Raw genomic sequence first — 22,302 nt, forward strand, 5'->3', positions numbered from 1 at the left:
CCGTGCTCCCCGTCACGCTCGAGTCGGCGCGGGTCCGGCTCGACGTCCCCACCCGCACCGACGCGGCCGCGATCACGCAGGCATGCCAGGACCCGGAGATCGCGCGCTGGACGACGATCCCGCAGCCCTACCGACAGCAGGACGCCACGACGTTCGTCGACGCGCTGGTCGGGCCGGGGTGGGCCTCCGACCGTGAGTACACCTGGGCGATCCGTCGACCCGGATCGACCTGGCTCGACGGGGTGATCAGCTACCGGACCGCCCGGCGGGACCTCGGGTTCTGGCTCGACCCGTCCGCCCGGGGCCTCGGGCTCGTGCACGACGCCGTCGAGCTCGTCGTCGGGTTCGCGTTCGACTGCGGCGCGCCCGACGTGTACTGGGAGTGCTACGTCGGCAACACCGCCTCGGCCGCGGTCGCCCGGCGCGCCGGTTTCGCGTACACCGGCACCGGCGACGCCCTCGTCCCGAACCGGGACGGGTCCCCCGCCGCCGCGTGGAAGGGGCTCCGTCGGGCGGACGGCACCCCGGCGTCGGACCTGCCCTGGCCGCCCGACTCGATGACGGGCCCCGCCGGTAGTCTCGCTCCGTGAGCGACTCCGCACCCGACACGACCCCGGTCCGCGACGTCGGGGTCCGCGACGTCGAGGTCCGCGCCATGCGCCGGGCGCTCGAGCTCGCCGCCCGCGGCCCCGCCGTCGGCGACCACGCCCGGGTCGGCGCCGTCCTCCTCTCCCCCGCGGGTGACGTGTTGGCGGAGGGCTGGCACAAGGGCGCCGGTACCGCGCACGCCGAGGTCGACGCGATGCGGAAGGTCGATCCGGCCCTGCTCCGCGGTGCGACCGCCGTCGTGACCATGGAGCCGTGCGACCACACCGGCCGGACCGGGCCCTGCTCGGTCGCGCTCATCGACGCCGGCGTCGGCCGGGTCGTGTACGCCGTCGACGACCCGGGGGCGGCGGCACACGGCGGGGCGGACCGGCTCCGTGCCGCCGGCGTCGACGTCGTGTCGGGGGTCCTCGCCGACGACGCCGAGGCGTTCCTCGAGCGGTGGCTGCTCTCGGTCCGGCTCGGGCGACCCTGGGTGACGGTGAAGTGGGCCTCCAGCCTCGACGGCCGCGCTGCGGCGGCGGACGGGTCGAGCCGGTGGATCACCGGTGCCGCCGCCCGGCAGCACGTGCACGAGCAGCGTGCCGCGCACGACGCCGTCCTCGTCGGCACCGGGACCGCGCTGGCGGACGACCCGAGCCTGACCGCCCGTGGCGACGCCGGGGAGTTCCTCGCCGACCAGCCCCTGCCCGTCGTCCTCGGCGACCGGCCGCTGCCCGCCGACGCGGCCCTGCACCGGCACCCCCGTGGTCTCGTCACGATCCCCGGCCACGACCTGGACGGCGCACTCCGGTCCCTCCGCCAGCAGGGGGTGCACAGCGTGCTCGTCGAGGGCGGGCCGACCGTCGCGTCGGCGTTCATCGCGGCCGGGCTCGCCGACGAGCTGCTCGTCTACCTCGCCCCCGTGCTGCTCGGCGGCCCCCGGGTGGCACTCGACGACATCGGGGTGGGAAGCATCCAGGGAGCGCGGATGTTGCGTGTACTGTCGACGTCCAGCCTCGGCCCCGATCTGCTGGTCCGCGCCCGTCCGGTCCCCCAGCGGTCCGGTCACGCGGTCGACGGGGCCCCCACCGACCGGAGCACCCCATGACCGACGCACTGACCTCCGCCACCCCCGGGAGCCCGGTCCAGTTCGAGGTCGCCACGAAGGTCCCGACCACGCACGGCACGTTCGAGATGCGTGCCTACCGGGACCTCGTGACGAGCGCGGAACACGTCGCCGTCATCGCGACCGCTCCGGACGGGTCGGCACCGACCGACGGGGCGCTCGTGCGGGTGCACTCCGAGTGCCTGACCGGTGAGGCGTTCGGGTCGCTGAAGTGCGAGTGCGGTCCGCAGCTCGACGCGGCCCTCGACACGATCGCGGCCGAGGGCGGGGTCGTCGTGTACCTGCGCGGGCACGAGGGGCGCGGCATCGGGCTCATCAACAAGCTCAAGGCGTACCGCCTGCAGGAGGACGGGCTCGACACCCTCGACGCCAACCTCGCGCTCGGGCTCCCCGCCGACTCCCGCGAGTACGGCGGCGCGGCCGGCATCCTCGCCGACCTCGGCATCACACGCGTGCGGCTGCTGACGAACAACCCCGAGAAGCGTCGGCAACTCGTCGAGCACGGCATCGCGGTGGACGCGCTGGTCCCCCTCGTGGTCGGTGTCTCCGCGCAGAACGCCGGGTACCTCGACACGAAGCGCGACCGGATGGGCCACACGCTCCCCGACCACCTCGCGACCGGCGCGGCCAACTGACGGCTCCTTCCGGGCGGATTCGCAGGTGGGCGACATCCGTCGTACACTGAGGACCCCGTCACGAGCGGGACCACCACCCCGAACGCACCCGACCCGGTGTCCGCGCCACCCCGCGCGAACCGGTCGGCGTCCGCAGTCCGGCCCCACGCTGCGCTCCCCCGCGAGCGCGCGCACCGCGAAAGTGCCCTCACGCCCATGACCGCCGCACCGGCCACCCCGACGTCCGCCCCGAAGACGAACCCGCGCTCGCGCGTCGTCATCGCGAGCCTCGTCGGCACCTCCATCGAGTTCTACGACTTCTACGTCTACGCGACGGCCGCGGTCCTCGTGTTCCCGACGCTCTTCTTCCCGAACGAGGACCCGACCGCGTCGCAGCTGTCCTCCTTCGTCACCTTCGCGCTGGCGTTCTTCGCCCGCCCGGTCGGCTCCGTCCTCTTCGGCCACTTCGGGGACCGCATCGGCCGGAAGACCACCCTCGTCGCCTCGCTGCTCGTGATGGGGACGGCGACGTTCCTCATCGGCTGCCTGCCGACCTTCGACACGATCGGCATCTGGGCGCCCGTGCTCCTCGCCGTGATGCGCTTCGCCCAGGGCGTCGGCCTCGGCGGCGAATGGTCCGGCGCCGCGCTCCTCGCGACCGAGAACGCGCCGCAGGGCAAGCGCGGGGTGTTCGGCTCGATGCCGCAGCTCGGCGCCCCGATCGGGTTCCTCCTGGCGAACGGTCTGTTCATCGCGATCAACGCCGCCATGCCGGCCGGTGCGGACGGCACCCCGAACGCCGACTTCCAGGCCTGGGGATGGCGCATCCCGTTCCTGCTGTCCGCCGTGCTCGTGCTCATCGGCCTCTACGTGCGGTTCCGGCTTGTCGAGTCGCCCGCCTTCCGCGGCGTGCAGGAGACCGGCTCGGTCGCGAAGGTCCCGCTCGCCCGGGTGTTCCGCACCTCGTGGAAGGCCGTCGTCGTCGGCACCTTCGGCATGGTCGCCACGTACGTGCTCTTCTACTTCATGACGACCTTCACGCTGGCGTACGGCACCACCGCGACCTCGATGGTCCCGAAGGTCGGCCTCGGGTACACGCGCGGTGAGTTCCTCACCCTCCTCATGATCGGCGTCGTGTTCTTCGGGATCTTCACGCCGGTCGCCGGGATCCTCGCGGACAAGTTCGGCCGTCGTCGCACGCTCATCCCGACCACGATCGGCATCGCGCTCTTCGGGCTGACCTTCCAGCTGTGGTTCGCCGCGTCGCAGGGCCCGATCACGGTCGTCACGTTCCTCATCGTCGGGCTGTCGCTGATGGGACTGACCTTCGGGCCGATGGGCGCCCTGCTGCCGGAGCTGTTCCCGACGAACGTCCGCTACACCGGCTCCGCGCTCGCCTACAACCTCGCGTCGATCCTCGGGGCGTCCCTGGCCCCGACGATCGCCGTCGCGCTGTGGAAGCCGGACGGGGACATCTTCCTGGTCGGCCTGTACCTGACGATCGCGGCGGTCGTCACCCTGGTCGCGCTCCTGCTCGTCCGCGAGACGCGCGGTACCGACCTCGACGAGGCCGAGGCGCGGCAGGCCGTCGCGGCCGGACGCGACGCGCGCTGACCGCGGCCTGATCGGACGGGAGGCTGCCCACCGGACCGGGGACAGCCTCCCGTCCGTCTGTCGGTGCAGCGGTGAGAGAATCGACGCACGATGAGCAACCCGTTCGCACGCCCGAAGCCGACCGACGGGCCCCGTGCCACCTTCGGCCGCCTGCTGTCCTACCTGTTCGAGAACAAGCCGGCGATGGTCGTCATCATCGTGCTGAGCATCCTCGGTGCCGCGGCGTCCCTCGCCCAGCCGCTGCTCGTCAACCAGGTCGTCACGGCGGTCCAGCAGGGCACCGGCATGTCGACGCTCGTGTGGGCGCTCGTCGTCCTCGTGCTCGTCGCCGGCGTCCTGAACGGTGTGCAGCACTTCCTGCTCCAGCGCGCCGGAGAGGGCGTCGTGCTGTCGACACGGCGGAAGCTCATCGCCCGCATCCTCAACCTGCCGATCTCGGAGTTCGACGTCCGCCGCACCGGCGACCTGGTGTCCCGCGTCGGCAGCGACACCACGCTCCTCCGCGCCGTCCTGACCCAGGGCCTCATCGAGTCGATCGGCGGAGCCCTCACCTTCGTCGGCGCGGTCGTCGCGATGGCCGTCATCGACCCGCTGCTGCTCGTCGTGGTCGTCGTGATCGTCATCGTCGCGGTCGTCGTCGTCGGCGGCCTCAGCCGACGCATCCGGGTCGCGTCGAAGGCCGCGCAGGAGAAGGTCGGCGACCTGACGGCGGCGGTCGAGCGGGGCATCGGCGCCGTCCGGACCATCCGCGCCGCCGGGGCCACCGCCCGCGAGGTCAGCGAGGTCGACGCACACGCCACCGAGGCCTACCGCCGTGGGCTCGTCATCGCGCGCATGTCCGCCTTCGTCGTCCCGGTCGCGAGCATCGTCATGCAGGTCGCGTTCATCGCGGTGCTCGGCATCGGCGGCGCGCAGGTGGCGGCGGGGACGATCACGATCGCCACCCTCATCACGTTCATCCTGCTGCTCTTCATGATGATCATGCCGCTCGGGCAGGCGCTCGGCGCGGTCGTCGCCGTGGCGCAGGCCCTCGGCGCGCTCGGACGCATCGAGGAGATCCTCCACCTGCCGACCGAGGACCAGGACGACGCTGCCGTCCACCCCGCCGCCGCGGTCGCGACCGACGACGCCATCACCTTCGAGCACGTCACGTTCCGCTACGCCGCGACACCGGACGCCGTGGGGTCGGACGGCGCGGCCGGGTCGGGGGACGTCAGTGCCCCCGCTCCCACCGCCGGCGCCGGCGAACAGGCCGTCCTGCACGACGTGTCGTTCAGCGTGCCTCGTGGCACCCGGGTCGCCCTCGTCGGACCGTCGGGCGCCGGGAAGTCCACGACCCTGGCCCTCATCGAGCGCTTCTACGACCCCACCGAGGGTGTCATCCGCCTCGGCGGGCTCGACGTCCGCGGCCTCGACCGGGCCGAGCTCCGTGCCCAGATCGGCTACGTCGAACAGGACGCCCCGGTGCTCGCCGGCACGATCCGCGCGAACCTGCTGCTCGGCTCGCCGGACGCCCCGGAGTCCGAGTGCGTCCGGGTGCTCGAGGCGGTCAACCTCGGCGACGTGCTGCACCGCGACCCGCGCGGACTCGACGCGCAGGTCGGTGAGGACGGCGTGATGCTCTCCGGCGGCGAACGCCAGCGGCTCGCGATCGCCCGGGCGCTCCTCGCGGCTCCCCCGATCCTGCTGCTCGACGAGTCGACGTCCTCGCTCGACGGGGTGAACGAGCAGAAGATGCGGCTGGCGATCGACGCGGTGGCCGAGGACCGGACGCTGCTCGTCATCGCGCACCGGCTGTCGACCGTCGTGGACTCCGACGTCATCGTCGTGCTCGAGCACGGCCGCGTCGTCGGCATCGGCACGCACTCCGAGCTGGTGCAGAGCACCCCGCTCTACCGCGACCTGGCGAAGCACCAGCTGCTGGTCTGAGCGCCCGGCCCCGCCCCGCCCCGCGCCGCCCCGCCCCGCAGGGTCAGGCGGCGAAGGGGTCCGGGGTGAGCACGTACACGGTCTCCAGGTACTCCTCGAGGCCCTCGTGCGAGCCCTCGCGGCCCAGGCCGGACGCCTTGACGCCGCCGAACGGGAACGCGGCGTTCGACACCACGCCGGTGTTCCAGCCGAGCATGCCCGTCTCCAACCGCTCGGCCAGGCGCTGCCCGCGCCGCATGTCCTCGGTGAAGGCGTAGGCGACGAGCCCGTACTCGGTGTCGTTCGCGAGCCGGATGCCCTCCTCCTCGGTGGCGAACCGCGTGATCGAGACGACGGGCCCGAAGATCTCGGTCGTCAGGATGTCCGACCCCGGCTGGACGTCGTCGAGGAGCGTCGGCGCGTAGTACGTGCCCGCACGATCGACCCGCCGACCACCCGTCACCAGCGTGGCGCCACGCTCGACGGCGTCGTCGACGAGCCCGGCCGCCTTGTCGACGGCCCGGCCGTCGATGAGCGGTCCGATGTCGGTGCCGTCCTCGGTCCCGCGCCCGATGCGGAGTGCCTCGATCCGTTCGGTCAGGGCCGCCGTGAACGCGTCCGCGATGCCCTCCTGCACGAAGAACCGGTTCGCGGCGGTGCAGGCCTCCCCGACGTTCCGGAACTTGGCCTGCATGGCGGCGTCCACCGCACGGTCCAGGTCGGCGTCGTCGAACACGAGCAGCGGGGCGTTGCCGCCGAGCTCCATGCTCGTCTTCAGCACGGTGTCGGCCGCCTGCTTGAGGAGCGCGGACCCGACCGGCGTCGAGCCGGTGAAGGTGAGCTTCCGGAGTCGACGGTCCGCGATGACCGGTGCGGACAGTGCCTTCGCATCCGAGGACGGCACGACGTTGAGCACGCCGTCCGGCAGTCCGGCCCGGCGGAACAGCTCGACGAGGTACAGGGTCGTCAGCGGGGTGAGGTCGGCGGGCTTCAGCACGACCGTGCAGCCGGCGGCGAGGGCCGGTGCGATCTTCCGGGTCGCCATCGCGAGCGGGAAGTTCCACGGGGTGATCGCGTAGACCGGACCGACCGGGCGCTTCAGCACGATGCCACGACCGGTGCCCTCCGGGTTCGTCCGGTAGTCGCCGCCGATGCGGACGGCCTCCTCGGAGAACCAGCGGAGGAACTCGGCGCCGTAGACGACCTCGCCGTGCGACTCGGCGAGGGGCTTGCCCATCTCGAGCGTCATCACCGCGGCGATGTCGTCGGCGTGCTCGTGCACGAGGTCGAAGGCGCGGCGGAGCAGGTCCGAGCGGCGGCGCGGGGCGGTGGCGGCCCACTCCTCCTGTGCGGCGACCGCGGCGTCGAGCGCGGCGATGCCGTCCTCCGGTGTTGCGTCGGCCACGCTCGCGAGGACGGCGCCGGTCGACGGGTCGCGGACGTCGAACGTCGCGCCGCCCGAGGCCGGCCGCCAGGAGCCCCCGATGAACAGACCGGTGGGGACGCCGGGGACGCTGACGTGCTCGTCGGCGACGGTCGTGTCGGTCGTGTCGGTCACAGGACCGCTCCTCCCGGGCGCTGCCACCCCTCGTCCATGTCACTGCGTCCGGTGTGGCCGCCCTCGTCCCGGACCTCCTCGAGCGCCGCCTCGCTGGCCGCGCGGTCGACGCCGACGACGAGGTCCTCGTACACGAACACGTCCAGGCCCGCGTGCACGCCGTCGAGCGCCGATGCCCGCACGCAGTGGTCGGTGGCGATGCCGACGACGTCGACGGCGTGGACCTCGCGGTCGAAGAAGACGTCCACCAGGTCCGCGCCCGTGTCGGTCGTCCCCTCGAACGCCGAGTAGGCCGGCTCGCCCTGCCCCTTCCGCACGTGCACGTCCACGGCGGACAGGTCGAGCGCCGGGTGGTACTCGGCGCCCGGGCTGTCGGCCACGCAGTGCACCGGCCAGGTCGTCCGGAAGTCGGGGCCGTCCGGGCCGGCGAAGTGCCCGCCGTTGTCCCCGGTGGCGTCGTGCCAGTCGCGGGAGGCGACGACGAGGTCGTACTCGTCGGCGTGCCGTCGGAGGAAGGCGGTGATCCGTCCGGCCACCGCCGCTCCTCCGTCGACCGCGAGCGCGCCGCCCTCGGTGAAGTCGTTCTGGACGTCGATGATGAGCAGTGCCCGAGCCATGACCCCATCCAACACCTGGCACCAGAGCACCCGTTGACGGGGCACCCGTCCGGCCAGGTACGCCGGGGTCAGGACGCAGCGAGCGCCGGGTCAGGAGGCGGCGAGGGACCCGCCGCAGCGGTAGGCGGCGGCCGTCACGGCGTCGAGCGCCGGCAACGCGGCGGCCCGCGACGACCCGATGGCGTAGAACGCGAACGTCAGCTTCGTGCCGTCCGCGGCGTCGATGAAGCCGCCCAGGGTGTTCGCACTGTCGATCCACCCGGTCTTGGCGTGGACCTTGCCCCGGGCGTCGGCGTTTGCCCCCGTGAAGCGGCTCGACAACGTGCCGGAGACGCCGGACACCGGCAGGACCGATGCGAGCGTCCCGAGCCCTCGCTCACCCCGGGTCACCGGGACCATGAGGTGGGCGACGAAGGACGGCGACACGGCGTTGGCCGCACTCTCCCCGGACCCGTCGATGATCGTGATCCCCGCCGGGTCGACGCCGTAGCCGCGCAGGGCCGAGACGTACACCCCGGTGAGCGACGCCGCGGTCCCGCCCGCACCGGCCTCCTTCGAGGACACCCGCGCGAGCATCTCGGCCAGCGTGTTGTCCGAGTTCGGGATCATCTGCCCGATGAGCGTGGAGACCGGCTGCGACTGCACCTGCGCGATCGTGGCCTGCGAGGTCGTCGCGCGCTTCGTGACCGGTGCCGTCGCGGCCCCGACGACCCCTGCGTTGACCAGGGCCGTCCGGAACGCGTCACCGGCCCGGCCGATCGGGTCCTCGGAGCGCGGTGAGGTGGCGGCGGCCGGGTTCGCACGGTCACCGTCGACCATGAGCGCGGTCACCTCGGGCTGGTAGCCGATCGTGCGCTCGCTCACCGGCCAGGTGGGGTGCCAGGCGTCAGCCTCGCTCCACCACGTGCCGTCCGCGACGATCGACCGGACGGGCGCGTCGCCGAGGCGGGCCTTCACCTGCTGCGCGAGCTGCTGCAGCGTGGGTGCACCGGGGTAGACGGTGCCGTTGCCTGCCGACAGGGTCGCGTCACCGTGCCCGACGAGGGCGATCGTGCCGTCACCCTCGTCGGTGACGGTGGTCGGGATGGTGTGGTCGCCCCCGAGCACGGCGAGTGCGGTCGCGCTCGTGAGGGTCTTCATCACGCTGCCGGTCTGGGCCGGGGTGCCGCCGTCGCGGGAGAACAGTTCCTCACCGGTGGTCGCGTTCATCACGTACCCCTCGAACCGACCGAGGCCGCTCGCGGAGGCGGCACCGGCGATCGAGCAGGTCCGCGCGGCGGCACGGGCGCTCGGCGTCGGGGTCGGCTTCGGCTTCGCGCTGGGCGTGACGGTCGCCGTCGGCTCCGGGGACGCCGAGGGGCTCACGGTCGGCGTCGCGCTGGCGGTCGGGGTCCGGGAGGCGCTGGCGGACACCGCGGCGCGCGGCTGCTCCCCGCTCGCAGCACCCACGGCGACCGCGCCGCCGGACCCGACGACGAGGACCGCGACGAGCCCGCCGATCGCCCACGGGACCGGTCGGCGGTTCGCGGAGGCACGGAGCGCGGCGACGGAACGGGAGACGGGACCGCCGGCGGACGGCTCGGGTGACTGCTCGGACATCGGGACGATCCTACGAGACGCGCGGTCGGGCCTCCAGGGCGGGACCGGCCGTCTGTGCGGGACCGGCCGTCGGGTGCGGGACCGGCCGTTGGGTGCGGGAACGGCCGGTCAGTCGGCGTCGTCGGCCGCGTAGCGGACGCCCACCTGGCGACGTGCCTCGTCCATGACCGCCATCACCGCGACGGTGTGGTCGATGCCGGCCGGACCGTCCTCCGCGGTCTCGACCGGTCCACCCCCGGCGGGCGCCGCCGTGACCGCGGCCTCGAGCGCACGGGCCTCGTGCGCGTAGCCGGCGAGCTCCTCGCGCCCGTCGAACTCCTCGACCACTGCCCCGTCAGCGTCCCGGATGCGCCAGGTGGTCGGCGTGTACCAGGTCGGGTCGATGTCGATCCGCCCAGCCGTCCCGATGATCGACGCGCTGTTCGGGCTCCGCACGTCGAGCGCGAAGTGCACGGTCGACTGCGCGCCGCCCTCATGGGTCATCACGATCCCCATCTGGGTGTCGACGCCCTGGTCGCTGAGCGTGCCGGCCGCCACGAGGCCGGTCGGGACGCCGAGGACGTCGACCGCGAACGAGACGGGGTACACCCCGAGGTCGAGGAGGGCGCCGCCACCGAGCGCCGGGTCGTTGAGCCGGTGCCGCGGGTCGGTCGGGAGGGCCTGGTGGTGGGTCGCCTCGACCAACCGCGGCGTCCCGATCCGCCCCTCGGCGAGGACCCGGCGGATCATCGCGGTCTGCGGCAGGAACCGGGTCCACATCGCCTCGACGACGAGGACCCCGCGCTCGCAAGCGGCGTCGCGGACCCGCCGCGCCTGGGCCGCGGTGATCGTGAAGGCCTTCTCCACGAGGACGTGCTTGCCGGCCGCGATCGCGAGGAGGGCGTCCTCGGCGTGCCGGGAGTGCGGCGTCGCCACGTAGACGGCGTCCACCTGGTCGTCGGCGACGAGGGACGCGTAGTCGCCGTGCGCACGCGGGATGCCGTGCTCCTCCGCGAAGGCACGAGCGCCCTCCTCGGTACGGGACCCGACCGCGACGAACTCCACCCCCGCGGCGGTGCAGTCCACCACGAAGGACCGGGCGATGCCACCGGTCCCGAGCACTCCCCATCGAACGGTCATGCGGCCTGTCTACCAGGCGCACCGTGACGGGACCGGTGCCGCCTCGACCGAGCACCCGTCGGTCCGTGCCCGGTCAGGACGCGCGGCGTACCGTGCTGTCCACCAGGAGACGGACGGGAGGCCCGCACCGGGCGGGTGACGGGCCTCCAGTCCGACAGGTGGTTGGTCCGCGCGCCGAGCGCACGGACCGGACGCGAGGAGGCGCCGTGACCGGACCGGAACCGTGGTGGACGAGAGCCGTCGTCTACCAGGTGTACCCACGGAGCTTCGCCGACGGGAACGGCGACGGCGTCGGTGACCTCGCCGGGCTGCGCCGGCACCTCGACCACATCGCCGACCTCGGCGTCGACGTCGTCTGGCTCTCCCCCGTCTACCGCTCGCCGCAGGTCGACAACGGGTACGACATCTCGGACCACGAGGACATCGACCCGCTGTTCGGCACGATCGACGAGTTCGACGCGCTGCTCGTCGAGGTGCACCGGCGGGGCATGCGGCTCGTCATGGACCTCGTCGTCAACCACACCAGCGACCAGCACCCCTGGTTCCGCGCGGCACTCCGCTCCCGGACGTGCCCGAAGCACGACTGGTACATCTGGCGGGACCCGGTCGACGGGCACGAGCCGAACCGCTGGCGCGCCGCGTTCGGCGGCCCGGCATGGTCGTGGGACCCCGGCACCGGCCAGTACTACCTGCACATGTTCACGCCGCAGCAGCCGGACCTGAACTGGGAGAACCCGGACATGCGTGCCGCCGTGTACGACATGATGAACCGCTGGCTCGACCGCGGCGTCGACGGCTTCCGGATGGACGTGATCAACCACATCGCGAAGGACGACGACGCCCTGTCCGGCGACAGCGACGCCTACGTCATGCAGCCGCGGGTCCACGAGCACCTGCAGGAGATGCACGACCGGGTGTTCGCCGGCCGGGACGCGCTGCTCACCGTCGGCGAGATGCCGGGCGTCTCGGTCGAGGACGCCGTGCTGTTCACCGCCCCGGAGCGGCACGAACTCGACATGGTGTTCCAGTTCGAGCACGTCGGGCTCGACCACGCGCCGGCGTCGAAGTTCACCCGGCAGGAGACCGACCTACCGGCACTGAAGGCCTCGCTCGCGCGGTGGCAGACGGGACTCGAGCAGCGCGGCTGGAACTCGCTGTACCTGTCGAACCACGACCAGCCGCGGCCGGTGTCGCGCTTCGGGGCGGCGGCACGGGCGGAGGCGGACGACCCGTTCGCCTTCCGCTACGAGTCGGCGACGCTGCTCGCCACCGTGCTGCACCTGCACCGCGGGACGCCGTACGTCTACCAGGGCGACGAGATCGGCATGGTGAACGCGGGGTTCACCGCGATCGAACAGTACCGCGACGTCGAGTCGGTGAACTGGTTCCGCGGGGCCGTCGGCCGGGGCATGTCGGCCGCGTCGGCGCTCGAGGCACTGGCGTTCCGCAGTCGTGACAACGCCCGGACGCCGATCCCGTGGGACGACAGCGAGCCCGCCGGTGGGTTCTCGACCGCGGAGCCGTGGATCGGCATGGGGCAAGGCTGGCCGCACGTCACCGTCGCGGCGGACCGCGCCGCCGGGGACCGGTCCGTGTACGAACACCACCGGCGACTCATCGCGCTGCGGCACCGGTCGCGGACCGTGCAGCTCGGCACCTTCACGCTCCTCGAGCCGGAGCACCCGGTGCTGTGGGCGTTCACGCGGGCACTCCCCGACGGGTCGACCGGGAACGAGGACGACCCACCGCTCGTCGTCGTCGCGAACCTGTCGTCGTCGGACCTCGTCCTGCCCGCGGGCATCGCGGGGCGGACGGGCGGCCTCGTGCTCGGGAACCTCGGGGAGCCGGGCTCGACCGGGATGTTGCGTCCGTGGGAGGCGCGCGTGCACGTGTGCCGGTGACGGGGCTGACGGCCGGCGACCCTGCCCGCGACCAAGCCTGACGCGGGCCGCCCCGGGAAGCACGAACCCCCTCGTTCCCGGAGGAACGAGGGGGTGGTCGGAGCCGCCTGTCGGAATCGAACCGACGACCTATTCATTACGAGTGAATCGCTCTACCGACTGAGCTAAGGCGGCGGACGCTCCGGATGACCCGGAGCGGCACGAGAAACAACTGTACAGGATCAGACGAGCGAGCGCGAAACGAGCGCGCCGAGATCGTCGAACGACCGCTCCAGCTCGTCGGTCAGGTGCACCGCCGACCCCGGTTCGGACCACTCCCACCAGGCGTGCCGGAGTGCCGCCAGTCCGACGAGCGTCGCGAGCCGGGCGCGTCGGCGGAGGGCCGGAGGGACATCGGCGTCCGCGGTGGCCTCGTCACCGCTCAGGGTGGCCTCGCGCTGGAGCCGCCGCTCCACCACCGTCTGGAGCTCGGCCTGGAACTCCTGCATCGAGGCCATCCGTCGGCTGAACAGTTCCGGGTTCGCACGGAGGACCTGCTGCCGTTCCCCGATCAGACCGCGCTCCTCGACGAGTTCACGCGCCGAGTGCACGAGCAGGGCGCCGAGGTCGGACAGCAGGTCGCCCGAGGGACCGCCGGCGACGAAGACCTCGACCTCGTCCCCCTGCGGCAGCGTCGGGTCGTCGCCGAGGATCGCCTGTTCCTTGCTCGGGAAGTAGTTGAAGAACGTGCGGGGCGAGATGTCGGCACGGCGGGACACCTCATCGACGGTGACCGCGACGAGACCGTGCTCGAGCGCGACGTGCAGCGCCGCCTGCTGGATCGCCAGTCGGGTGGCGCGGCGCTTCCGCTCGCGGAGGCCCGGTTCGGCATCGGTCATGGGCACGATCCTCGCACGCGCACCGCAGCGGGCGGCATGAGAGGACGCGCGGAAACGGCCCGAGCGCACCGATGGCGGCGCCGTCGGTCAGCGGACGGCGCGGGCCACCGTGACGAGCAGGGCCTCGAGCGCCAGGAGGGCCGCGACGTTCGCGCCGATCCGCTGACGTGCGGTGGCGATCGCGTCGAGCACCTCCAGCGCGGCGGCCGGCGGCACGGACGGCAGCGCCCGCTCGAGCTCGTGCCGGATCGTCAGGTTCACCGGTTCCGCCGGTGCGCCGAGACCGAGGAGCAACAGGTCCCGGTAGAGCGAGGAGACGTCCACGAGGATACGGTCCAACCCGTCACGGAGGCTCCGGGTCGCGCGCCGCTTCTGGTCCTCCTCCAACACACGCAGCTGCGACCGGAGCGCCGGCGGCACCGTCCCGCCCGGCTGCACGCCGAGCGACCGGAGCGCTGCGTCGCGTTCCTCGGCGTCACGCTCGAGCGTGATCGCCTTGGCGTCCTCGTCCGCCACGGCGAGCAGCGCGGCCGCCGCGTTCACGGCGTCGCCGACGCTCCGGATCCCGAGCACGGTCGTCAGGGTGCGACGGCGGCGGTCACGGGCGTCCTCGCTGGTGGCGAGCCGTTGGGCCATCCCGATGTGGCTCTGCGCCTGCCGGGCGGCATCGGTCGCGAGGACCCGGTCCACGCCGGTGCGGGCGACGATGAGGTCGGCGACGGACTCGATGCCCGGCACGCGCAGGCGGACCGAACGGACGCGGGACCGGATGGTCGGGAGCAGGTCGGCCTCGCTCGGCGCGCACAGGATCCACACCGTGCGCTCGGGCGGTTCCTCGAGCGCCTTGAGCAGCAGGTTCGAGGTGCGTTCGGTCATCCGGTCGGCGTCCTCGACGATCATCACGCGGTACCGGCCGACCGAGGGCGAGAAGTGCGACGAGGTGACGAGCGCACGGATCTCGTCGATGGTGATGATGACCCGCTGGGTGGTGAGCCGCGACACGTCCGGGTGCGTGCCCGCGGCGATGAGCCGCAGCGTGTGGTCGTCGTCCGGACCGTTCCCCACGAGTGCTGCGGCGAAGGCGGCGGCGACGTTCGACCGTCCCGACCCGGGCGGACCGGTGATGAGCCACGAGTGGGTCATGCCCCCGGTGCCGTCGGTCGACTCCGCGGCACTGCGCAGTGCTGCCACGGACTCCTCCTGCCCGGTCAGGCCCTCCCACACGCTCACGGGTCGATCCTCCCAGCCGCCACCGACGGCCGACCGCTCGCGGGCATCAGGAGACCCCGACGAGGCCGGAGACCGCTGCGCGGATGTGTCCCTGCACCGTGTCGGCGGGTTCGGCGGCGTCGACGACGAGGAACCGGTCGGGCTCCGCCCCCGCCATCGCGAGGAAGGCCGCGCGCACCGTCTCGTGGAACGTCTCCGCTTCGGACTCGAGGCGGTCGAAGACGTCGCCGCGGGCCGCGGCGACCCGGGCCCGTCCGACGGACACGTCGACGTCGAGCAGCACGGTGAGGTCCGGCGTCAGGCCGTCGGCAGCCCAGGCCGAGACGGTCCGGATCTGCTCCGCACCGAGGCCGCGTGCGACGCCCTGGTAGGCCACCGAGGAGTCGATGTACCGGTCCTGGAGCACGACCGCACCACGGGCGAGTGCCGGACGGACGACGGTCTCGACGTGGTGCGCTCGGTCGGCCGCGTACAGCAGTGCCTCGGCGCGCGGGGCGACGTGACCACGCTCGTGCAGCACGATCTCGCGGATGCGCTGCCCGAGGGGCGTCCCGCCCGGCTCCCGCGTCCGGACGACCTCCAGACCGTGGTCCACGAGCCACTGCTCGAGGCGCTCGGCCTGGGTGGTCTTGCCGGCGCCGTCGCCACCCTCGAGGGTGATGAACCACCCGCGGGCGGCGACGGGCGACGGTCCGGACACGGCGGCGTCCGGCGTCACTTCTTCTTGGCGGGGGCGCGTCGGGCGGGGGCCTTCTTCTTGACCGGACCCTTCGCGCGCTTGTCGGCGAGGAGCTGGACCGCGCGCTCGAAGTCGACCGCCTCGACCTCCTCGCCGCGCGGGATCGTCGCGTTCGTCTCACCGTCGGTGACGTACGGACCGAAACGGCCGTCCTTCACCTTGATCGGCTTGCCGGACACCGGGTCGGCGTCGAACTCCTTCAGCGCCGCGCTGGCGGCACGCTTGGCGCCGTACTTCGGCTGCGCGAACAACTCGAGGGCGCCGGGCAGGTCGACGTCGAAGATCGCGTCCTCGCTCGGGAGCGTCCGGGTGTCCGTGCCCTTCTTGAGGTACGGACCGTAGCGGCCGTTCTGCGCCGTGATCTCCTCGCCGGACTCCGGGTCCGTGCCGACCGTGCGGGGCAGGTCGAGGAGCTTGAGCGCGGTCTCGAGGTCGACGGTCTGCGGGTCCATCGACTTGAACAGGGACGCCGTGCGCTCCTTCGGGGCTGCTGCCGCCTTCTTCGTCGTCTTCTTCGCCGCCGGGGTCTTCCCCTTGGCCGCCGTCTTCGTGGTGGTCTTCGTGGTGGTGGTCGTCGTCGTGGTGGCTTCCGCTGCCGCCGACGGGTCCGACTCGGCCGTCGCCGGCAGGACCTCGCCCGTCGCCGGGTCGACCGTCGGCTCGGGCTCCGGGGTGCGCTCGGTCACGTACGGACCGAAGCGGCCGTCCTTGGCGAGGACCTCCTTGCCGGTTTCCGGGTTGATGCCGACGACCCGGTCACCGATCACGGGTGCCTCGACGAGCTCCCGCGCCTTCTCGAGCGTGAGTTCGTCGGGGGCAATTTCCTCGGGGACGTTCACCCGCCGCGGCTTCTCGGGGTCGTCGCTCGGCGTCTCGATGTACGGGCCGTACCGTCCGATGCGGAGGGTCAGTCCCGGTGCGAGTTCGACCGAGTTGATCTCGCGGGCGTCGATCTCACCGAGGTTGTCGATGACCGTCCGGAGGCCGCGCTGGTCGTCGCCGCCGAAGTAGAAGCCCTTGAGCCAGTCGACCCGGTCCTCGTCACCGCTCGCGATGCGGTCGAGGTCGCTCTCCATCTCGGCGGTGAAGTCGTACTGCACGAGGTCGCCGAAGTACTCCTCGAGGAGTCGGACGACGCTGAACGCGATCCAGTTCGGCACGAGGGCCGTTCCACGCTGCGTGACGTACCCGCGGTCCATGATCGTGGAGATGATCGCGGCGTACGTCGAGGGACGGCCGATGCCGAGCTCCTCGAGCGTCTTCACCAGGCTCGCCTCGGTGTAGCGGGGCGGTGCCGAGGTGTCGTGCCCCTTGGCGGCGACGTCGTGCACGCCGAGGTGGTCGCCCTCGGTCATCTGCGGCAGCTTGGCGTCGTCGGCGGAGTCCCCCGCGGCGCGCTCCTCGTCGCGACCTTCCTCGTAGGCGTTGAGGAACCCGCGGAAGGTGATGACCGTGCCGGACGCGGTGAACTCCACGTCGGTGCCGGACGCCGTGGACGCCAGGCCATCCACCGGTTCGGTCGAGGTGATGCCGAGCACGACGGACGCGGTCGAGCCCTTGGCGTCCGCCATCTGCGAGGCGACGGTGCGCTTCCAGATGAGGTCGTACAGCCGGAGGTCGTTGCCGCGCAGGACGCCCTCCATCTGGGACGGCGTCTTGAAGGTGTCACCCGCGGGCCGGATGGCCTCGTGCGCCTCCTGCGCGTTCTTGCTCTTGCCGGCGTACGAGCGCGGCTTCGCCGGGACGGAGTCGGCACCGTAGAGCGCGGTCGCCTGCTTCCGCGCCGCCGAGACCGCCTGCTGCGAGAGCGAGGCGGAGTCGGTACGCATGTAGGTGATGTGACCGTTCTCGTACAGGCCCTGCGCGACGCTCATCGTCTGCCGCGCGGAGAAGCGGAGCTTGCGTGCCGCCTCCTGCTGCAGGGTCGACGTCGTGAACGGCGCGGCCGGGCGGCGGGTGTACGGCTTCGACTCGACGCTGCGGACGACCGCGTCGCCGGCGCGCTCGAGGACCGCGGAGAGCGCACTCGCCGACGTCTCGTCGAGCCGGACGACGTCGGACGTGGTCGCCCCGCGGTCGTCGAAGTCGCGTCCGGAGGCGACGCGCTTCCCGTGGATCCGGGCGAGGCGTGCGGTGAACGTCCCGTCGTCGGCCTTCTCGAACCGGGCGGTCAGGTCCCAGTAGTTCGCCGAGACGAAGGCCAGGCGCTCGCGCTCCCGGTCGACCACGAGTCGGGTCGCGGCCGACTGCACGCGGCCGGCGGACAGGCCCGGGCCGACCTTGCGCCACAGGACCGGCGAGACCTCGTACCCGTAGAGACGGTCGAGGATGCGACGGGTCTCCTGCGCGTCGACGAGCGCGGTGTCGAGTTCCCGCGTGGCTTCCTGCGCGCGCTGGATCGCTTCCTTGGTGATCTCGTGGAAGACCATGCGCTTGACGGGCACCTTGGGCTTCAGGACCTGCAGCAGGTGCCACGCGATGGCCTCGCCCTCGCGGTCTTCATCTGTTGCGAGGTAGAGCTCGTCGGCGTCCTTCAGGGCGCGCTTGAGGTCGGCGACGGTCTTCTTCTTGGCATCGGAGACGACGTAGTACGGCTCGAACCCGTTGTCGACGTCGACCGAGAACTTGCCGAGGGAGCCCTTCTTGAGCTCGGCGGGCAGGTTCTTGGGCTCGACGAGGTCGCGGATGTGTCCGACGGACGCCTGGACTTCGTATCCGTCGCCGAGGTATTGCGCGATCGTCTTGGCCTTCGCGGGGCTCTCGACGATCACGAGCTTCTTCGTGCCTGGCACGTGTCTCCTTGATCGATGGTGCTGGTCAGCCGACGGACGTCGTGGATGCGTCCGGGTCGACCGGGAACTCGGTGACCGGCGGGCCGACAGGCACACCATACACACTCCGGTGGGGATGCCCGGCGGAGCCGGAGGTGGTCCGCGACCTCCGGCTGGACGACACGGCCGATGTCCGTCGCCCCGGCCGAGGCGTCTGCGCCGCCGTGCGGCCCGGCGACCGCCACGGCCCCGACGGACAGCGGCCCGGACCCGACCACGACGGCGACACGCGCGACGGCCCCGGTGACGGAGCAGGTGCGGACCTCGGCCCGGACGGCCCGGGCGGAGCGGCGAGCAGCAGCGCACGGCGGGCCCGGCGCCAGTCCGACCGTCGCGGCCGCTGCGCTGAGTGCCGCGGTGTCCGCCGCCCCCTGCGCCCGTGCCGATGCGACGCGGAGGCCGGCGGCGGCGAGCGCCGACACGACGACGAGCGAGACGGCAGCGAGGACCGCGACGAGCACGACCGCCACCGATCCTCCGTCTGCCCGCCCGGCGACCGACGGTCGAGACCGAACGGACAGGCACGCCGCTCCGCCCGACCGGGCACCGGGAGCGATCCGGATCGGCCGGGTCACGACGGGCCGCCGCCCTCGGGCCCGTCATCGGCCAGCCCGTCCGCGACGTGGTCACCCAGGTCGTGCTCGGCCGGGTCACGCTCGTCGACCGAGCAGGCGCTCCCCCGCAGCACGAGCGCCGCGAACGGACCCCTCCCCGCAGCCCGCCCGGCGTGCACACAGACCAAGCCCTGGGTGTGGTCGATGCGGAACGACCCGGCTCCCGCCGTCCGGAGCGCCCGGCGGCCCGCGTCGTCGTCGCCGCGTCCGAACGCCCGGGCGGCCGTGACCGCGGCGGCCTGCAGACGGCCCTGCGTGTCGACGACCCGCACGCCGCCGATCCCCGCGGCCAGGACGGCGGCGACGACCGGTAGCGCGACGGCGAACTCGACGGTGACCGATCCGCGTTCGCCGGCGGGCGGGCGGGCCCGCCGCGGCCTCACGGCGTGAGCGCGGTGCGGACGAGTTCGGTGAGCAGGGCCTGTACCTCGCCGGACCGCATCACCGCGACCAGGACGCCGGCGAAGGCCACGGCCGCCAGGATGACCACTGCGTACTCCGCCGTGGCGGACCCGTCGTCGTCCCGCAGCCGCGTCCTCCGACGCGCCGGTCGCGCCGCCGCCGGCGGCAGGTCCGCACTCGGGATGTCCTTCTCCATGTGGTGTCCTTCCTTCTGTCTTGTCTCGTGTGTCCGATCCGGGCCCGTCGGTCCCGGCCGGACGGTCTCGGACCCGCGGTTGCTGGACCAGCGGGCCGTGGTCCGAGTCTCGACGAGGCGCCGGTCGTGCGATCGGCATCCGCGACCGTCCGTGGAGGGGTCAGCCGAAGGCACCCGATGTGGAGGAGAGGATGCCCACGACCACGGGCACCACCCCCACCAGTACGAACGCCGGCAGGATGCACACCCCGAGCGGCAGCACGAGCCGTACCCCCAGCCGCTCGGCGCGCGCGAGACCCTCGGCAGCGGCGTCCGCCCGCCGGTCGAGGGCGCACGCGCGGAGGAGCCCGGCGGCCGGGACCCCGGCTCGTCCGGCGAGCGCCAGGGTCTCCGCGAGCCGGTCACGGTCCGGCTGCGGCCAGGACCGGTCGGCGAACACGGCGTCGACGGTGGCGCCGGCGTCGGTCCAGGCGCCACCGCCGGAGAGCGCCACGGCCCAGACGTCGAGCAGCAGCCCCGGCATCGGCTCGTTCTCCGCAGCGGAGGCCACGAGTCGCTGCGTCCACCGGTGCGCGACCGCGACGAGCACCACCGCCGTGACCAGGCAGACCGAGCCGACCGGGCTGCCCACCAGGACACCGAGCGAGTCGACACCCCAGGCCCACCCGAGCAGCGCCCCGAAGACCGGGAGCGTCAACACGACCCGTGTGCTCGCGCGTGGACCGGCGAGCGCGGTGCGGATCGACCGTGCCGTCTGTTCGGCATCGCGCAGGGACGCTGCGAGCGCCCGGAGTGTCGGTGCCACCGGCGCCCCCGTCCGGGCCGCGACGGCGAGCACCCCCTCGACGTCCCGCTCGGTCGAGGGGTCCCGCGACCCGCGACCGCCGCCCGCCGGGCCACGTCCTCGTACCGTCCTGCGGGATGGACGGGTCCGGCGTCGGACCAGTCCAGCCCGTCCCCGGCGCGGCTCCGGCTGGCCAGTGGACGGGTCCGACCGCCTCTGGGTCGGTGCGGCTGCCGCCGCGGTCACGAGCACCCACGCCCGCGGCGGTGGGACGCCGGCAGTGACCAGCACGGCGACCCGGTCCAGCGTCCGTGCGAGGTCCAGCGGTCGGCCGAGGGGATCGGTCCTCGGTCCGGCGCGGTCACCGGTCCGCGCGCGGTGCGTCGTCACGAGCCGTCTCGGTGACGTCGGTGCGCCCCGCCGGTCCTCGGGCGGCACTGCTCGTCGTCGACCCGCCGCGCATCACGTCGAGCGTCGCCCCCGGGTCGGGAGCCGCTGCGGGGCGCCGACGAGCCGCAGCCGTCGATCCGGGCCACCCCGCCCGTCCTCGCGCCTCCAAGTGCCGCCACCCGGTCCCCGCTGCTCGGCACGACCCGGCTCGGCACCACCCGGCTCGGCGCGCCCCGGCTCGACGCCACCCGGCTCGGCACGGCCTCGACGTCGGCGACCACCAACCGTCCGGCGCGGTCGACGTGCATCCGGCCCACCGCTGCCAACCGCCGCACCCCGTGCCGGCGCTCCACGTGCAGCACCAGGTCGAACGCACTCGCCGCCTGTCGCGCGAGCGACTCGGGTCCGAGCCCGGCCAGCGCACCGAGCGCTTCGAGTCGCGCGGCGACGTCGTCGAGGCCGTTCGCGTGCACGGTCCCCGCGCCCCCGTCGTGCCCGGTGTTGAGGGCCGACGTGAGCTCCCGGACCTCGGCGCCCCGGCACTCCCCCACGACGATCCGGTCTGGTCGCATCCGGAGCGCTTCGCGGAGCAGCCGACCGAGACCCAGCTCGCCGGCGCCCTCCGCGTTCGCCTGCCGGGCCTCGAGCGCGACGACGTGCGGGTGGTCGACCCGGAGTTCGGCGACGTCCTCCACCGTGATGATGCGTTCGCCGGCCGGCACCTGCGCGAGCATCGCTGCGAGGAGTGTGGTCTTCCCGCTCCCGGTGGCCCCCGTCACGAGCACGTTCTGCCGTTCGTGCACGGCCCGCTCGACGAGCCGGCGCGGCACCCGCTCGAAGAACCCTCGGTCGGCCAGGCGGTCGATCGTGGGTCGCTCGTCACGTGGCAGCCGGACGGAGATCGCCGTCCCGTGCACGGACACCGGAGCGAGCACCGCGTGCACACGGATCCCGTCTCCGTGCCGGACGTCGGCGCAGGGTGTGGTCTCGTCGACGTGCCGTCCGCCGCGGGCGACCAGGGCACGGGCGAGGTCGCGGGCGCGGTCCTCCGGCAGGACGAGTCCCGGCACGACGACCAGCCCGGCGCCCCGGTCGGTCCAGACGCCCCGTCCGCCCAGGACCAGTACGTCCGTCACGCGGTCGTCGGCGACCAGGGGCGCGAGCTCCTCGAAGTCGACCAACGACGCGGCACGCCGCCGATGGTGGGGAGGCGGAGACCCGGGCAGGAACGGAGCGCGATGACGGTGCATGGCGGCGACGGTACGGACGCGCTTCAGGTGATCCGCGCCTCCCGGCCGGACCGGTGGACAGCCCTGCCCGACGTCACGACCGCGAGCAATTTGTACCCCGACGATCACCCTCGTACCCCGTTCCGGATGCCCGGGTGCTGCAGCGATCCGGCCCAGAAGTCGCGGGTCCGCCGAAGGGCGGACCGGGACGAGTGGGTCCCGATGAGCGCGACGAGACCGGCGTGGGGCACGGGGCTGGGCCGACCGGTCTGTCCACGTCGGCCGCGTCCTGCTGCCGATCGGCGGCGTCGCGCCCGTTCCGTCCGACGCACGCCCGTGCGGTCCGGCCGGGAAGAAGAAGAGGC

General features: G+C 73.2%; 18 protein-coding genes, 1 tRNA gene and 1 pseudogene. 6 read left to right on the plus strand and 14 right to left on the minus strand.

Annotated features, from left to right (window positions below; genetic code table 11):
* The first annotated feature begins 2 nt into the window (after nucleotides 1-2).
* From DEJ34_RS10470 to DEJ34_RS10490, 5 genes and pseudogenes are all read left to right on the plus strand, one after another.
* Nucleotides 3-590, plus strand: a complete 588-nt coding sequence (locus tag DEJ34_RS10470; protein WP_110911115.1) for a GNAT family N-acetyltransferase — start codon at nucleotides 3-5, stop codon at nucleotides 588-590.
* Between the two features lie 65 nt (nucleotides 591-655).
* Entirely contained in the window at nucleotides 656-1,696 is a 1,041-nt protein-coding gene (ribD, locus tag DEJ34_RS10475; protein WP_110911135.1) for a bifunctional diaminohydroxyphosphoribosylaminopyrimidine deaminase/5-amino-6-(5-phosphoribosylamino)uracil reductase RibD, read from the plus strand.
* A 29-nt stretch (nucleotides 1,697-1,725) separates the two neighbouring features.
* Nucleotides 1,726-2,349: pseudogene (ribA, locus tag DEJ34_RS10480) on the plus strand (GTP cyclohydrolase II); the annotation flags it as partial.
* A 195-nt stretch (nucleotides 2,350-2,544) separates the two neighbouring features.
* Nucleotides 2,545-3,942, plus strand: coding sequence for an MFS transporter (locus DEJ34_RS10485; RefSeq protein ID WP_110900542.1), 1,398 nt, complete (start codon nucleotides 2,545-2,547; stop codon nucleotides 3,940-3,942).
* Between the two features lie 90 nt (nucleotides 3,943-4,032).
* Nucleotides 4,033-5,871: an ABC transporter ATP-binding protein gene (locus DEJ34_RS10490; RefSeq protein ID WP_110911116.1), complete on the plus strand. Its 1,839-nt coding sequence runs from the start codon at nucleotides 4,033-4,035 to the stop codon at nucleotides 5,869-5,871.
* A gap of 43 nt (nucleotides 5,872-5,914) precedes the next feature.
* On the opposite strand, the gene DEJ34_RS10495 is transcribed toward DEJ34_RS10490, so the two are convergent.
* The 4 genes from DEJ34_RS10495 to DEJ34_RS10510 all read right to left on the minus strand — a co-directional run bounded on the left by DEJ34_RS10495 (nucleotide 5,915) and on the right by DEJ34_RS10510 (nucleotide 10,743).
* Nucleotides 5,915-7,408, minus strand: a complete 1,494-nt coding sequence (locus DEJ34_RS10495; protein WP_110911117.1) for an NAD-dependent succinate-semialdehyde dehydrogenase — start codon at nucleotides 7,406-7,408, stop codon at nucleotides 5,915-5,917.
* Entirely contained in the window at nucleotides 7,405-8,025 is a 621-nt protein-coding gene (locus DEJ34_RS10500; protein WP_110911118.1) for an isochorismatase family protein, read from the minus strand. The genes DEJ34_RS10495 and DEJ34_RS10500 overlap by 4 nt, the downstream gene beginning before the upstream one ends.
* Before the next feature lie 90 nt (nucleotides 8,026-8,115).
* Nucleotides 8,116-9,624: a D-alanyl-D-alanine carboxypeptidase/D-alanyl-D-alanine endopeptidase gene (gene dacB, locus DEJ34_RS10505; RefSeq protein WP_110911119.1), complete on the minus strand. Its 1,509-nt coding sequence runs from the start codon at nucleotides 9,622-9,624 to the stop codon at nucleotides 8,116-8,118.
* Nucleotides 9,625-9,732: 108 nt separating this feature from the next.
* Nucleotides 9,733-10,743, minus strand: a complete 1,011-nt coding sequence (locus DEJ34_RS10510; protein ID WP_110911120.1) for a Gfo/Idh/MocA family protein — start codon at nucleotides 10,741-10,743, stop codon at nucleotides 9,733-9,735.
* A gap of 206 nt (nucleotides 10,744-10,949) precedes the next feature.
* On the opposite strand from DEJ34_RS10510, the gene DEJ34_RS10515 reads away from it, so the two are divergent.
* Nucleotides 10,950-12,644 carry an alpha-glucosidase gene (locus DEJ34_RS10515; protein ID WP_110911121.1) on the plus strand — a complete coding sequence of 565 codons (1,695 nt, stop codon included), beginning with the start codon at nucleotides 10,950-10,952 and terminating at the stop codon, nucleotides 12,642-12,644.
* Between the two features lie 101 nt (nucleotides 12,645-12,745).
* Here DEJ34_RS10515 and DEJ34_RS10520 read toward each other — a convergent pair.
* The 10 genes from DEJ34_RS10520 to DEJ34_RS10565 all read right to left on the minus strand — a co-directional run bounded on the left by DEJ34_RS10520 (nucleotide 12,746) and on the right by DEJ34_RS10565 (nucleotide 21,958).
* A tRNA-Thr gene (locus DEJ34_RS10520) sits at nucleotides 12,746-12,818 on the minus strand.
* Between the two features lie 47 nt (nucleotides 12,819-12,865).
* Nucleotides 12,866-13,522 carry a TetR/AcrR family transcriptional regulator gene (locus tag DEJ34_RS10525; RefSeq protein WP_110900532.1) on the minus strand — a complete coding sequence of 219 codons (657 nt, stop codon included), beginning with the start codon at nucleotides 13,520-13,522 and terminating at the stop codon, nucleotides 12,866-12,868.
* An 87-nt stretch (nucleotides 13,523-13,609) separates the two neighbouring features.
* Nucleotides 13,610-14,752 carry a DNA polymerase III subunit delta' gene (locus tag DEJ34_RS10530; protein ID WP_110911122.1) on the minus strand — a complete coding sequence of 381 codons (1,143 nt, stop codon included), beginning with the start codon at nucleotides 14,750-14,752 and terminating at the stop codon, nucleotides 13,610-13,612.
* Between the two features lie 46 nt (nucleotides 14,753-14,798).
* A complete protein-coding gene (tmk, locus tag DEJ34_RS10535) occupies nucleotides 14,799-15,470 on the minus strand; it encodes a dTMP kinase (protein ID WP_258368294.1) in 672 nt (223 codons plus the stop codon).
* Nucleotides 15,467-18,283 carry a type I DNA topoisomerase gene (topA, locus tag DEJ34_RS10540; protein WP_110911123.1) on the minus strand — a complete coding sequence of 939 codons (2,817 nt, stop codon included), beginning with the start codon at nucleotides 18,281-18,283 and terminating at the stop codon, nucleotides 15,467-15,469. The genes tmk and topA overlap by 4 nt, the downstream gene beginning before the upstream one ends.
* A complete protein-coding gene (locus DEJ34_RS10545) occupies nucleotides 18,259-18,792 on the minus strand; it encodes a hypothetical protein (protein ID WP_110900529.1) in 534 nt (177 codons plus the stop codon). The genes topA and DEJ34_RS10545 overlap by 25 nt, the downstream gene beginning before the upstream one ends.
* Before the next feature lie 101 nt (nucleotides 18,793-18,893).
* Nucleotides 18,894-19,319, minus strand: coding sequence for a TadE/TadG family type IV pilus assembly protein (locus tag DEJ34_RS10550; protein ID WP_110911124.1), 426 nt, complete (start codon nucleotides 19,317-19,319; stop codon nucleotides 18,894-18,896).
* Nucleotides 19,316-19,534: a DUF4244 domain-containing protein gene (locus DEJ34_RS10555; protein WP_110889990.1), complete on the minus strand. Its 219-nt coding sequence runs from the start codon at nucleotides 19,532-19,534 to the stop codon at nucleotides 19,316-19,318. The genes DEJ34_RS10550 and DEJ34_RS10555 overlap by 4 nt, the downstream gene beginning before the upstream one ends.
* A gap of 160 nt (nucleotides 19,535-19,694) precedes the next feature.
* Nucleotides 19,695-20,339, minus strand: a complete 645-nt coding sequence (locus DEJ34_RS10560) for a type II secretion system F family protein (RefSeq protein ID WP_146234078.1) — start codon at nucleotides 20,337-20,339, stop codon at nucleotides 19,695-19,697.
* A gap of 365 nt (nucleotides 20,340-20,704) precedes the next feature.
* Entirely contained in the window at nucleotides 20,705-21,958 is a 1,254-nt protein-coding gene (locus DEJ34_RS10565; RefSeq protein ID WP_110911125.1) for a TadA family conjugal transfer-associated ATPase, read from the minus strand.
* Nucleotides 21,959-22,302: the final 344 nt, after the last annotated feature.

The organism is Curtobacterium sp. MCPF17_050, from assembly GCF_003224435.2.
In the GTDB taxonomy this organism is placed as follows: Bacteria; Actinomycetota; Actinomycetes; order Actinomycetales; family Microbacteriaceae; genus Curtobacterium.

Coding starts and splice junctions, on each gene's coding strand:
- ribD (WP_110911135.1), top strand. CDS start 656: ATGCGCCGGGCGCTCGAGCTCGCCGCCCGCGGCCCCGCCGTCGGCGAC.
- DEJ34_RS10490 (WP_110911116.1), top strand. CDS start 4,033: ATGAGCAACCCGTTCGCACGCCCGAAGCCGACCGACGGGCCCCGTGCC.
- DEJ34_RS10500 (WP_110911118.1), bottom strand. CDS start 8,025: ATGGCTCGGGCACTGCTCATCATCGACGTCCAGAACGACTTCACCGAG.
- DEJ34_RS10565 (WP_110911125.1), bottom strand. CDS start 21,958: ATGCACCGTCATCGCGCTCCGTTCCTGCCCGGGTCTCCGCCTCCCCAC.
- DEJ34_RS10485 (WP_110900542.1), top strand. CDS start 2,545: ATGACCGCCGCACCGGCCACCCCGACGTCCGCCCCGAAGACGAACCCG.
- DEJ34_RS10510 (WP_110911120.1), bottom strand. CDS start 10,743: ATGACCGTTCGATGGGGAGTGCTCGGGACCGGTGGCATCGCCCGGTCC.
- DEJ34_RS10525 (WP_110900532.1), bottom strand. CDS start 13,522: ATGACCGATGCCGAACCGGGCCTCCGCGAGCGGAAGCGCCGCGCCACC.
- dacB (WP_110911119.1), bottom strand. CDS start 9,624: ATGTCCGAGCAGTCACCCGAGCCGTCCGCCGGCGGTCCCGTCTCCCGT.
- DEJ34_RS10555 (WP_110889990.1), bottom strand. CDS start 19,534: ATGGAGAAGGACATCCCGAGTGCGGACCTGCCGCCGGCGGCGGCGCGA.